12 protein-coding genes are annotated in these 11,270 nt (G+C 69.4%); 5 read left to right on the plus strand and 7 right to left on the minus strand.

What is annotated here, in order from left to right; genetic code table 11:
• The first annotated feature begins 11 nt into the window (after positions 1–11).
• Positions 12–1,199 (plus strand): 2-methylaconitate cis-trans isomerase PrpF, encoded by a 1,188-nt coding sequence (prpF, locus tag P3W75_RS21690; RefSeq protein ID WP_276229373.1) that lies wholly within the window; start codon positions 12–14, stop codon positions 1,197–1,199.
• A 308-nt stretch (positions 1,200–1,507) separates the two neighbouring features.
• Positions 1,508–2,992: a bifunctional 2-methylcitrate dehydratase/aconitate hydratase gene (locus tag P3W75_RS21695; protein ID WP_276229374.1), complete on the plus strand. Its 1,485-nt coding sequence runs from the start codon at positions 1,508–1,510 to the stop codon at positions 2,990–2,992.
• A gap of 82 nt (positions 2,993–3,074) precedes the next feature.
• Here P3W75_RS21695 and P3W75_RS21700 read toward each other — a convergent pair whose 3' ends face one another.
• From P3W75_RS21700 to P3W75_RS21710, 3 genes are read right to left on the minus strand one after another with little or no spacing between them, the layout of a single operon-like run.
• Positions 3,075–3,665: an LON peptidase substrate-binding domain-containing protein gene (locus tag P3W75_RS21700; protein ID WP_276229375.1), complete on the minus strand. Its 591-nt coding sequence runs from the start codon at positions 3,663–3,665 to the stop codon at positions 3,075–3,077.
• 16 nt (positions 3,666–3,681) lie between these two features.
• Positions 3,682–4,395: an LrgB family protein gene (locus P3W75_RS21705; protein WP_276229376.1), complete on the minus strand. Its 714-nt coding sequence runs from the start codon at positions 4,393–4,395 to the stop codon at positions 3,682–3,684.
• Positions 4,388–4,756, minus strand: a complete 369-nt coding sequence (locus P3W75_RS21710; protein WP_276229377.1) for a CidA/LrgA family protein — start codon at positions 4,754–4,756, stop codon at positions 4,388–4,390. The genes P3W75_RS21705 and P3W75_RS21710 overlap by 8 nt, the downstream gene beginning before the upstream one ends.
• Positions 4,757–4,909: 153 nt before the next feature.
• On the opposite strand from P3W75_RS21710, the gene P3W75_RS21715 reads away from it, so the two are divergent.
• The 3 genes from P3W75_RS21715 (at position 4,910) to P3W75_RS21725 (ending at position 7,649) form a co-directional block, all read left to right on the plus strand.
• Entirely contained in the window at positions 4,910–5,365 is a 456-nt protein-coding gene (locus tag P3W75_RS21715) for a MaoC family dehydratase (protein ID WP_276229378.1), read from the plus strand.
• 85 nt (positions 5,366–5,450) lie between these two features.
• A complete protein-coding gene (locus tag P3W75_RS21720) occupies positions 5,451–6,965 on the plus strand; it encodes a C13 family peptidase (RefSeq protein WP_276229379.1) in 1,515 nt (504 codons plus the stop codon).
• 42 nt (positions 6,966–7,007) lie between these two features.
• Positions 7,008–7,649 carry an oxidoreductase gene (locus P3W75_RS21725; RefSeq protein ID WP_276229380.1) on the plus strand — a complete coding sequence of 214 codons (642 nt, stop codon included), beginning with the start codon at positions 7,008–7,010 and terminating at the stop codon, positions 7,647–7,649.
• A gap of 201 nt (positions 7,650–7,850) precedes the next feature.
• Here the strand turns inward: P3W75_RS21725 and P3W75_RS21730 are convergent, their stop codons facing one another.
• The 4 genes from P3W75_RS21730 to P3W75_RS21745 form a co-directional block, all read right to left on the minus strand.
• Positions 7,851–8,138 carry a YceK/YidQ family lipoprotein gene (locus tag P3W75_RS21730; RefSeq protein ID WP_276229384.1) on the minus strand — a complete coding sequence of 96 codons (288 nt, stop codon included), beginning with the start codon at positions 8,136–8,138 and terminating at the stop codon, positions 7,851–7,853.
• Complete coding sequence (gene ubiX / locus P3W75_RS21735; protein ID WP_276229381.1) at positions 8,128–8,757, minus strand: flavin prenyltransferase UbiX; 630 nt, start codon at positions 8,755–8,757, stop codon at positions 8,128–8,130. Before ubiX ends, P3W75_RS21730 begins: the two co-directional genes overlap by 11 nt.
• Position 8,758: 1 nt before the next feature.
• Positions 8,759–10,111: a UDP-N-acetylmuramate:L-alanyl-gamma-D-glutamyl-meso-diaminopimelate ligase gene (gene mpl / locus P3W75_RS21740; protein ID WP_276229382.1), complete on the minus strand. Its 1,353-nt coding sequence runs from the start codon at positions 10,109–10,111 to the stop codon at positions 8,759–8,761.
• Positions 10,112–10,376: 265 nt separating this feature from the next.
• Positions 10,377–11,270 (minus strand): sigma-54-dependent Fis family transcriptional regulator (locus tag P3W75_RS21745; protein ID WP_276229383.1); only part of this gene is annotated, 894 nt, incomplete at its 5' end.

Here is an 11,270-nt window from a genome sequence, read left to right on the forward strand (position 1 = left end):
GGACCTGACCCATGCCCCACGTACCCCAAGTGAAAATCCCCGCCACCTACATCCGCGGCGGCACCAGCAAGGGCGTGTTCTTCCGCCTGCAGGACCTGCCCGAGCGCTGCCAGGTGCCGGGTGCGGCGCGCGACAAGCTGTTCATGCGCGTGATCGGCAGCCCCGATCCGTACAGCGCGCACATCGACGGCATGGGCGGCGCCACCTCCAGCACCAGCAAGTGCGTGATCCTGTCGAAAAGCAGCCAGCCCGGCCACGACGTCGACTACCTCTATGGGCAGATCTCCATCGACAAGGCCTTCGTCGACTGGAGCGGCAACTGCGGCAACCTCTCCACCGCCGCCGGCGCCTTCGCCATCCACGCCGGCCTGGTCGACCCCGCGCGCATCCCGGACAACGGCACCTGCGTGGTGCGCATCTGGCAGGCCAACATCAACAAGACCATCATCGCCCACGTCCCGGTCACCAACGGCCAGGTCCAGGAGACCGGCGACTTCGAACTGGACGGGGTGACCTTCCCCGCCGCCGAGATCGTCCTGGAGTTCCTCGACCCGTCCGACGACGGCGAGGAAGGCGGCTCGATGTTCCCCACCGGCAACCTGGTGGACGACCTCGAAGTGCCCGGCGTCGGCACCTTCAAGGCGACCATGATCAGCGCCGGCATCCCCACCGTATTCGTCAACGCCGAGGACATCGGCTACCAGGGCACCGAGCTGCGCGAAGCCATCAACGGCGACCCCGAACAACTGGCGCGCTTCGAGAAGATCCGCGTCGCCGGCGCCCTGCGCATGGGCCTGATCAAGACCCCGGAAGAAGCCGCCACCCGCCAGCACACGCCGAAGATCGCCTTCGTCTCGCCGCCCAAGGACTACCTGACCTCCAGCGGCAAGCAGGTGCGCGCCGGCGACGTCGACCTGCTGGTGCGCGCGCTGTCCATGGGCAAACTGCACCACGCGATGATGGGCACCGCCGCCGTGGCCATCGGCACCGCCGCCGCCGTGCCGGGCACCCTGGTGAACCTCGCCGCCGGCGGCGGCGAACGCACCGCCGTGCGCTTCGGCCACCCCTCCGGCACCCTGCGCGTAGGCGCCGAGGCCAAGCAGGTGGACGGCGAATGGACGGTGACCAAGGCCATCATGAGCCGCAGCTCGCGCATCCTCATGGAAGGCTGGGTACGGGTGCCGGGCGACGCCTTCTGAACCGCGCCTGAACCCTCCCCGTAGGAGCGGACTCCGTCCGCGATAGCCCTTGCGCCGGCCTTGCCGGCGCAATCGCGGATGAATCCGCTCCTACGTTGCAGGCGAGCACGGCTTTTCGTAGGAGCGAGCTTGCTCGCGAACAAACGCGGTGCCATGCGGTTCGCGAGCAAGCTCTGCTCCTACGAAGAGCACCTCGGCAGGTGCTCGCCGTAGAATGGGTTGAGCGAAGCGATACCCATCGCCATCGTTCGCGAAGGCTTTGCGCCTCCAGCGTCTAGACTCACCGGGTCCCCGCGAAGGAGCACGTCATGAGCACCAGCGCCGATCCCAACACCCGCCCCGACTACGACGCCGTCCTGCAGCAGGTCACCGACTATGTGCTGACCTACCGCGTCGATTCCCTTGAGGCCCGCGACACCGCGCGCCTGTGCCTGATGGACAGCCTGGCCTGCGCCCTGCTCGCCCTGCGCTTCCCCGAATGCACCAAGCTGCTCGGCCCGCAGGTGGAGGGCACCGTCGTACCCCACGGCTCGCGGGTGCCGGGCACGCGCTTCTGCCTCGACCCGATCAAGGCCGCCTGGGACATAGGCGCGCTGGTGCGCTGGCTGGACTACAACGACACCTGGCTGGCCGCCGAATGGGGCCACCCCTCGGACAATCTCGGCGCCATCCTCGCCTGCGCCGACCACCTGGCGCAGCTGGCCCAGGCCCGCGGCGAGCCGCCACCGCGCATGGGCGAGGTGCTCGAAGCGATGGTCCTGGCCCACGAGATCCAGGGTGTGTTCGCCCTGGAGAACGCCTTCAACCGCGTCGGCCTGGACCACGTGTTCCTGGTCAAGCTGGCCTCCACCGCCGTCAGCGCGCGCCTGCTCGGCGCCGACCGCGAGCAACTGCTCTCCGCCCTGTCCCACGCCTGCGTCGACGGCCAGGCGCTGCGCACCTACCGCCACGCGCCGAACGCCGGCTCGCGCAAGTCCTGGGCCGCCGGCGACGCCAGCAGCCGCGGCCTGCGCCTGGCGGACATAGCCCTGCGCGGCGAGATGGGCGTGCCCGGCGTGCTCACCGCACCGCAGTGGGGCTTCTACGATGTGTCGTTCAGCCACACCAACAAGGACCTGGCGCTCAAGCCCGCCGAGCAGCGCCACTTCAACCTGCCGCAGCCGTTCGCCAGCTACGTGATGGAGAACGTGCTGTTCAAGATCAGCTTCCCCGCCGAGTTCCACGCGCAGACCGCCGTGGAAGCCGCCGTGCAACTGCACCCGCTGGTGCGCAACCGCATCAGCGAGATCACCCGCATCGCCGTGTTTACTCAAGAGTCGGCGATCCGCATCATTTCCAAGGCCGGCCCGCTGGCCAACGCCGCCGACCGCGACCACTGCATCCAGTACATGATCGCCGTGCCGCTGATCTACGGGACCCTGGAAGCCGAGCACTACGAAGACGCCTTCCACGCCGCGCACCCGCTGATCGACCGCCTGCGCGACAAGATGGAAGTGGTGGAGGACCCGCGCTACAGCCGCGAATACCTGGAGCCGGACAAGCGCAGCATCGCCAACGCCATCCAGGTGTTCTTCAGCGACGGCAGCAGCACGCCGAAGATCGAGGTGGAGTACCCGGTCGGCCACCGCCGCCGCCGCGCCGAGGGCGTGCCGCTGCTGGAAGCCAAGTTCCGCAACGCCCTGGCCACCCGCTTCGCCCCGCAGCGCTGCGCGCAGATCGCCGCGTTATGCGCCGACCAGGCGCGCCTGGAAGCCACGCCGGTGCATCGGTTCATGGATTCGCTGGTGATCTGAGGCGCTTCGCGAGCAAGCTCGCTCCTACAGGGAGCACGACGGATCTTCGTAGGAGCGAGCTTGCTCGCGAACCTGTCCTTGCCTACGCCGAAAGGTCGCCCTGCAACTGCTCCAGCAGCACCTGGATGCGCGCCAGGCGCACCGTGGGGTCGTCCATCTCCAGCAGCACCTGTTTCTGCTCCGACTCGAAGGGCAGCAGGTAGGCCAGCTGGCAGGCGAGCTCCTGCTGGCCGTTCACCTCGCCGCCCATCTCCAGGGTGGCGACCATCGGGTGCAGCGACAGCGCGCCGAGCAGCGCGGCGAGGTCGTCGTGTTCCTCGGTCAGCGGCTGGTCCGGCTGTTCCTCCAGCCAGGCCACGTCGGCCTCCAGCAGCTGGTCGGGCAGCACCTGGGTGTCCAGCACGCGGAAGCGCCGGCCGCCTTCCACGCGGATGCCCAGCAGGCCGTTGGGCAACTGCTGCCAGTCGCGGATCAGCGCCTCGCAGCCGACCATGCTGAACACCTCGGGCGCCTCGCCCACCTCGCGCCCCTCGACGATGGCGACCACGCCGAAGCCACCGCCCTGCTTCATGCAGCGGCCGATCATGTCGAGGTAGCGCGCCTCGAAGATCTGCAGGTCGAGGCGGCAGCCGGGGAACAGCACGGTGTTGAGGGGAAACAGCGGAAACTTCATTCAGGCTCTTCCTGCTTCAGGCGATCAGCGCTACCGCCAACGGTAGCAGCACAGCGGTAGCCACGCCCATCAGGCTCATCGCCAGGGCGGCGAAGGCACCGCATTCCTCGCCCTCCTGCAGGGCGCGGGAGGTGCCCACGGCGTGGGCGGTCATGCCCAGCGCCATGCCCTGCGCGGCCGGGTGGCGCACGCCGATGCGGCGTAGCAGTTCCGGGCCGAGAATGGCGCCGATGACCCCGGTGATCAGCACGAACACCGCCGCCAGCGCCGCCACCCCGCCGATCTGGTGCGCCACCAGCATGGCGATGGGCGAGGTCACCGACTTCGGCGCCAGGCTCATCAGCACCTCGCCGCGCACGCCGAACAGCCAGCCCAGGCCGACGCCGGCCGCGGTGGCCAGCGGGCCGGCCACCAGCAGGGTGGCCAGGGTCGGCCAGAACAGCTGGCGGATGCGCCGCAGGTTGAGGAACAGCGGCACCGCCAGGGCCACGGTGGCCGGGCCGAGCAGCACGGTCAGCGCGCTGACCCCGGCGCTGTAGGTGGCGTAGTCGATGCCGCTGCCGAGCAGCACCAGAATCACCATCGCCATGGACACCAGCACCGGCTGCAGGAACACCCAGCGCGTGCGTTCGTAGGCGGCCAGCGCCAGCTGGTAGGCCGCCAGGGTGATGCCGATGCAGAACAGCGGATGGTGGATGACCGCCTGCCAGGCGCCTTGCCAGTCAAGCATCGCGGGCCTCCTTGCGGCCGCGCTGGCGGTCGATCAGCTTCTGCATCAGCCAGCCGGCGAACAGGAACGAACCCAGCAGCGACAGGCACAACGCCCCGGCCAGCGGCCAGAAGTCGGCCAGCAGCTGGCGGCCGTAGACCATCACCCCCACCGCCGGCGGCACCAGCAGCAGCGGCAGGTAGCGCAGCAGCGAGGACGCCGCCTCGGTGAGCGGCTCGCCCACCTCGCCGCGCGCCAGCAGGAACGCCAGCAGCAGCACCAGCCCTATGATGGGGCCGGGGATCATCGGCAGGATGAGAACATTGAGGCCGGTGCCGAGCAGTTGGAACAGCACCAGCCAGGTCAGGCCGCGAAGCAGCATGGAAGGCCTCCTGTAAAAAAGCGCGACATTATGCCTAAGTGTTTGTGGCCTATGGCACGCCATTCGCTACAAGCATAGGTGCGCAGCCGCCATCGACCTGTGCCATGCTCGACCGCACGCAAAGAACAACAACACGCCTCAGCGGAGGAAACTATGCCGTTCGTTCCCGTCAGCACCCTCAAGGACTACATTGGCAAGGACCTGGGCCACTCCGAATGGCTCAGCGTCGACCAGAACCGCATCGACCAGTTCGCCGAATGCACCGAGGACCACCAGTTCATCCACGTGGACCCGGAAAAGGCGAAGAAAACCCCGTTCGGCGGCACCATCGCCCACGGCTTCCTTTCCCTGTCGCTCATCCCCAAGCTCTGCGAAGGCCTTCTGGTGCTTCCGGAGAACGCCAAGATGGTGGTCAACTACGGCCTCGACAGCGTCCGCTTCATCCAGCCGGTGCCGGTGGATTCGCGGGTGCGCCTGCAGGCCACCATCACCGACGTCACCGAGAAGAACCCCGGCCAGTGGCTGATCAAGGCGCGCTGCACCCTGGAGATCGAGGGCCTGCCCAAGCCGGCCTACATCGCCGAATCGCTGAGTCTGGCGTTCGTCTGAGGCGCACTGCGCAAAGCAGAAAAAAGCCCGCGCCCGCGGGCTTTTTTGCGTCACACTGGAGCATCCCGCCATCGAACGCTCCAGCATGCGCCCGCACCTTTCCGCCCTCGCCCTGACCCTGCTCCTCGCCGCCTGCGACCAGGGCCCCGCCCAGCCGCCGGCCGACCTGGTGCTGCCCGACGGCGCACGCTACCACGGCGCCCTGCGCGACGGCCGCCTGCACGGCGAGGGGCGCCTGGACTACGGCAACGGCGCCTGGTACCAGGGGCGCTTCGCCAACGGCCAGTTCGACGGCCCCGGCGAATGGCACGGCGCCGACGGCAGCCATTACCAGGGCGCCTTCCGCGCCGGCCTGTACCATGGCCAGGGCCAGCTCGACGACGGTCAGGGCAACGAGTACATCGGCGACTTCGCCAACGGCCAGCTGCGCGGCGCGGGCACCTTCAGCGACGCCGACGGCGACCGCTACGAAGGCGCTTTCGAGAACACCGAGTTCAGCGGCCAGGGGCGCTTCGTCAACGCCGACGGCGACGTCTGGAGCGGCCAGTTCAGCCAGGGCGCGCTGAACGGCCGGGGCGAATACCAGGGCCGCGACGGCAGCCACTACCAGGGTGAGTTCAAGGACTGGCGCTTCGCCGGCGAAGGCGAGCTGACCCAGGCCGACGGCCAGGTCTACAAAGGCCGCTTCGAAGACGGCAAGTTCAATGGCAAGGGCAGTCTGCGCGGCGGCGACGGCCGCGAGCAGGCCGGCACCTGGAGCAACGGCCTGCGCCGCCTCGACGAACACGGCAAGCGCCTGCCCAACCCGCTGGAGGTCGGCCTGCTGGAACAGGGCCGGCTGCTCGACCACGCCCTGGCCGCGCTACCGCCATCGACCCCGCAGGTGGAGCTGTACGGCCTGAGCGTCGGCGGCGACGGCAAGCAGAGCGTGTTCCTGCGCGAGGCCGACTACGTCGCCCACCTCCTCGACCAGCGCTTCGGCGCGCGCGGCGTGGTGACCCTGGCGAACAACCGCAACCACGCCGACGACCGCCCCATGGCCACCCGCGAGAGCCTGGCGCGGGCGATCCGCGCGCTGGCGCGGCAGAGCGGCCCGGAAGACCTGATCTTCATCTACCTCACCAGCCACGGCAGCCACGACCACCAGCTGATCCTCGACATGCCCGGCATGCGCCTGGACAACCTGCCCGCCGACGACCTGGCCAGCCTGCTCGCGCCGCTCAAGGAGCGCGACAAGGTGCTGGTGATCTCGGCCTGCTACAGCGGCGGTTTCATCGAACCTCTGAAGGACGGGCGGACTCTGATAATGACGGCGGCGCGCAGCGACCGGGTGTCCTTCGGCTGTTCCGAGGAAGCGGACTTCACCTACTTCGGCCAGGCCCTGTTCGCCGACGCCCTGAACGCCACCGACGACCTGCAGGAGGCGTTCCGCCAGGCCAGCGCCGAGGTCGCCAAACGCGAGACGGAAGACGGCTTCGAGGCGTCCGAACCCCAGCTCTGGGCCCCGCCGGCGGTCCTGCAGCACTGGAACGCCCTGCGCGCGGGGCAGGCCAGCCGGGCGCTGAGCGCCGATGCCGGAACCGGGCAGGAAAAACGGTAGCCCGGCAACTACGCTTGTAACTGTGTCAGCGGAGAAACCAGGATGTATTCAACACCGACGCATATCCTCCTAGCCGGGGCCACGGGCCTGACCGGCGAGCACCTGCTCGACCGCATGCTCAGCGAGCGGACGGTCAAGCGCGTGCTCGCGCCAACCCGTCGCGCGCTGGCCGCGCACCCGCGCCTGGAGAATCCCATCGGCCCCCTGGCCGAACTCATCCCCGGCCTGGAACGGCCGGTGGACACGGTGTTCTGTTGCCTGGGCACGACCCTCAAGGAAGCCGGCTCGGAAGAAGCCTTCAAGGCGGTGGACTACGACCTGCCGCTGGCCCTCGGCGAGCAGGCGCTCAAGCTCGGCGCGCGGCACTACATCGTGGTCAGCGCGCTGGGCGCGGACAGCAAGTCGTCGCTGTTCTACAACCGGGTCAAGGGCGAGCTGGAGGAAGCGCTGCAGAAGCAGGGCTGGCCGCAACTGACCATCGCCCGCCCGTCGCTGCTGATCGGCCAGCGCGAGGAAGTGCGCCTGGCCGAACTGCTCGCCGCGCCCTTCTCGCGCATCCTGCCGGGCAAGCTGCACGGCATCTACGCCTGCGCCCTGGCCCGCGCGCTGTGGCGCCTGGCCCTGGAAACCGGCAAGGGCGTGCGCTTCGTCGAGTCGGACGAACTGCGCAGGCTCGGCAAATAACCCCCCCTTCCGTAGAAGCGCGCCATGCGCGCGAATCGCGGGCGTGGCCCGCTCCTACCAGACACGGCGCCGGAGTCTCTGGGTCCCCGCGTTCGCGGGAGCCCAGTGCCTTCCGTGGTGGACGCTCCCCGCAAGTCCAGGCCGCCGGGCCCTGGCTACGAACAGCTGTCATGCGCAAGACAGCCGCTCTGCGGGCAGGGGCTAGTTCCCGCCCCACACCTGCAGGCCGATGCCCAGCTCGGCGGCGATCGACAGCGGCAGCAGCACGGTATCCAGCAGCGCGCTGCCGGGCAGGTCGAGGTGCGGGTAGCCCGGCGCGTCGGTGCCGTAGTGATCCTGCGGGCAGCAGCCGCCGTTGATGGCGTACCAGTCCAGCCGGGTGCCGGCGTAGATCAGCGGCGCGTCGGGCTTGTTGGCGTTCAGGGTCTTCACCGTGGCGCAGCCGCCCAGTTGCAGCAACAGCAGGGCGGCGAGGAGCTTATTCGTCACTGACAAGATGGTGTTCGCCCCAGCGCGGCAGCATGTCCTGGGGGATGCCCAGTTGGTTGAGGATGCGCGCGACCACGAAGTCGACCAGGTCGTCGATGGTCTGCGGCTGGTGGTAGAAGCCCGGTGCGGCCGGCAGGATCACCGCGCCGAGGTTGGACAGCTTGAGCATGTTCTCCAGGTGGATGCTGGACAACGGCGCCTCGCGCGGCACCAGGATCAGCTGCCGGCGCTCCTTCAGGGCGACGTCGGCGGCGCGCTCGATCAGGTTGTTGCAGGCGCCGGTGGCGATCGCCGACAGCGTGCCGGTGGAACAGGGCACCACCACCATGGCGCCGGGCGCGCCGGAGCCGGAAGCCACCGGGGCCATCCAGTCTTCCTTGCCGTAGACGCGGATCTGCCCGGGCGCGGCGCCGGTGTACTCGCTGAGGAAGGCCTGCATCGCCTGCGGCTTGCTCGGCAGGGTCACGTCGGTCTCGGTGGCCATCACCAGCTGCGCGGCCTTGGAGATCAGGAAGTGCACCTCGCGGTCTTCCTGCACCAGGCAGTCGAGCAGGCGCAGGCCGTATTGCGCGCCGGAGGCGCCGGTCATCGCCAGGGTGACGCGTTCGGCTCCCGCCATCTCAGTCCTCCAGGGCCTTGGCCAGCTTGCCGTGCAGGCCGCCGAAGCCGCCGTTGCTCATGACCACCACCTGGGTGCCCGGCGTGGCCAGGGCCTTGACCCCGGCGATGATCGACTCCAGCGAGTCGCACACCTGGGTCGGCACGCGGGAGCCGGCGACCGTGGCGGCCAGGTCCCAGCCGAGGTTCGGCGGGGCGTACCAGAACACGTTGTCGGCCTGCTCGACGCTGTCGGCCAGGCCGTCGCGGTGCGCGCCGAGCTTCATGGAGTTGGAGCGCGGCTCGACCACCGCGATCACCGGCGCCGCGCCGACGCGCTTGCGCAGGCCGTCGAGGGTGGTGGCGATGGCGGTCGGGTGGTGGGCGAAGTCGTCGTAGATGGTTATGCCCTTCACTTCGGCGACCTTCTCCATGCGCCGCTTGACGCTCAGGAAGGCCGACAGCGCGGCGCAACCCAGCTCCGGCACCACGCCGACGTGGCGCGCCGCGGCCAGGCAGGCCAGGGCGTTGGCGACGTTGTGCTGGCCGGTCAGTTCCCACTCCACCACGCCCTGCGCGGCGCCGTCGAACAGCACCTCGAAGCGCGAGCCGTCTTCGCTGAGCAGGCGCGCCTGCCACTGGCCGCCTTCGCCGGTGGTCTGCACCGGGGTCCAGCAGCCCATGCCGATCACCCGCTTGAGCGCGGTTTCGCTTTCCGGGTGGATGATCAGGCCTTCGCCGGGGATGGTCCGCACCAGGTGGTGGAACTGCCGTTCGATGGCCGCGAGATCGGGGAAGATGTCCGCGTGGTCGAACTCCAGGTTGTTCAGGATCGCGGTGCGCGGACGGTAGTGGACGAACTTCGAGCGCTTGTCGAAGAAGGCGCTGTCGTACTCGTCGGCCTCGACCACGAAGAACGGCGTGCCGCCCAGGCGCGCGGAAACCCCGAAGTTCTGCGGCACGCCGCCGATCAGGAAGCCCGGGCTCATGCCGGCGTGCTCCAGCACCCAGGCCAGCATGCTGCTGGTGGTGGTCTTGCCGTGGGTGCCGGCGGCGGCCAGGACCCAGCGCCCCTGCAGCACGTGGTCGGCCAGCCACTGCGGGCCGGAGACGTAGGGCAGGCCCTTGTTCAGCACATGCTCCACCGCCGGGTTGCCGCGCGACAGGGCGTTGCCGATCACCACCAGGTCCGGCGCCGGCTCCAGGTGGGCGGGCTCGTAGCCCTGCATCAGTTCGATGCCCTGGGCCTGCAGCTGGGTGCTCATGGGCGGGTAGACGTTGGCGTCGGAACCGGTGACGCGGTGCCCCAGTTCCTTGGCCAGCACGGCCAGCGAGCCCATGAAGGTGCCGCAGATGCCGAGGATGTGGATATGCATGCAGACTCCTGCAATCAAGCCTGGGAAGGCGCTTCGAATGGGCGGCAGATTAGCACAGCGGCGCCTGCTCGCGGCGCGGCCCGGAGCATCGGACGGCGCCGCCTGGCGAGGGTTCCGCGCAAGCCATCGGTGGGGCTGACGTAGGGCGAATAACCGTTCGCGGTTATCCGCCGATACACCCAGCCCTCCCCCACCGCCAAGGTCGAACCCGGAGCCGCCGGGAACCAAGGCCAAACGGCGGATAACGCCGTAGGCGTTATCCGCCCTACGGCGCGGAACGGCTCAGGCCGTGGCGGCGTAACTTGCGGTACAGGGTGTTGCGGCTGATGCCCAGCTGCTGCGCGCTGCGGCTCATGTGCCAGCGCTGCGCTTCCAGCACCGCCAGCAGCGCGCCGCGCTCGGCGTCCTGCAGGCTGTCGACCGGCGCCTCGGGCGCGGCGGGCCGGGGCACGGGGGCGCGGCGGATGTCCACCGGCAGGTCGGCGAAGCGCACGCGCCCGCCCTCGCTGAGCGCCACCAGGGTGCGCAGCACGTTGCGCAGCTGGCGCACGTTGCCCGGCCAGGGATGTTCCAGCAGCGCCTGGCGCACGTCCTCGTCGAGGGCGATGTGGCGGCCCTTGGCTTCCTCCACCAGCAATTGCGCCAGCAGCTGCGCCTTGTCTTCGCGTTCACGCAACGCCGGCAGTTGCAGCACCAGGCCATTGAGGCGGTAGTAGAGGTCCTCGCGGAAACTGCCGGTGGCCACCAGTTCCTCCAGGTTGCGGTGGGTAGCGCTGATCAGGCGCAGGTCCACCGCCTGCGCCTCGCCGTCGCCCAGCGGCAGCACCTGGCGTTCTTCCAGCACGCGCAGCAGGCGGGTCTGCAAGGCCAGCGGCATGTCGCCGATCTCGTCGAGGAACAGGGTGCCGCCGTCGGCCTGCAGCAGCTTGCCGCGCATGCCCTCCTTGCGCGCGCCGGTGAAGCTGCCGCCGCGATAGCCGAACAGCTCGCTCTCGATCAGGCTCTCCGGGATGGCCGCGCAGTTCAGCGCGACGAAGGCCTTGCCGGCGCGTTCGGCCGCCTGGTGCACGGCCTTGGCGAAGGCTTCCTTGCCGGAGCCGGTCTCGCCCTGCAGCAGCAGCGGCACGTCGTGGGCGTAGACCTTCAGCGCACGGCGGAA

The sequence above is a fragment of the Pseudomonas citronellolis genome, from assembly GCF_029335315.1.
GTDB lineage: Bacteria > Pseudomonadota > Gammaproteobacteria > Pseudomonadales > Pseudomonadaceae > Pseudomonas > Pseudomonas citronellolis_A.

What these genes read in the sequence shown, in the direction of transcription:
- prpF (WP_276229373.1), top strand. Translation starts at nt 12, where the DNA reads ATGCCCCACGTACCCCAAGTGAAAATCCCCGCCACCTACATCCGCGGC.
- P3W75_RS21695 (WP_276229374.1), top strand. Translation starts at nt 1,508, where the DNA reads ATGAGCACCAGCGCCGATCCCAACACCCGCCCCGACTACGACGCCGTC.
- P3W75_RS21700 (WP_276229375.1), bottom strand. Translation starts at nt 3,665, where the DNA reads ATGAAGTTTCCGCTGTTTCCCCTCAACACCGTGCTGTTCCCCGGCTGC.
- P3W75_RS21705 (WP_276229376.1), bottom strand. Translation starts at nt 4,395, where the DNA reads ATGCTTGACTGGCAAGGCGCCTGGCAGGCGGTCATCCACCATCCGCTG.
- P3W75_RS21710 (WP_276229377.1), bottom strand. Translation starts at nt 4,756, where the DNA reads ATGCTGCTTCGCGGCCTGACCTGGCTGGTGCTGTTCCAACTGCTCGGC.
- P3W75_RS21715 (WP_276229378.1), top strand. Translation starts at nt 4,910, where the DNA reads ATGCCGTTCGTTCCCGTCAGCACCCTCAAGGACTACATTGGCAAGGAC.
- P3W75_RS21720 (WP_276229379.1), top strand. Translation starts at nt 5,451, where the DNA reads ATGCGCCCGCACCTTTCCGCCCTCGCCCTGACCCTGCTCCTCGCCGCC.
- P3W75_RS21725 (WP_276229380.1), top strand. Translation starts at nt 7,008, where the DNA reads ATGTATTCAACACCGACGCATATCCTCCTAGCCGGGGCCACGGGCCTG.
- ubiX (WP_276229381.1), bottom strand. Translation starts at nt 8,757, where the DNA reads ATGGCGGGAGCCGAACGCGTCACCCTGGCGATGACCGGCGCCTCCGGC.
- mpl (WP_276229382.1), bottom strand. Translation starts at nt 10,111, where the DNA reads ATGCATATCCACATCCTCGGCATCTGCGGCACCTTCATGGGCTCGCTG.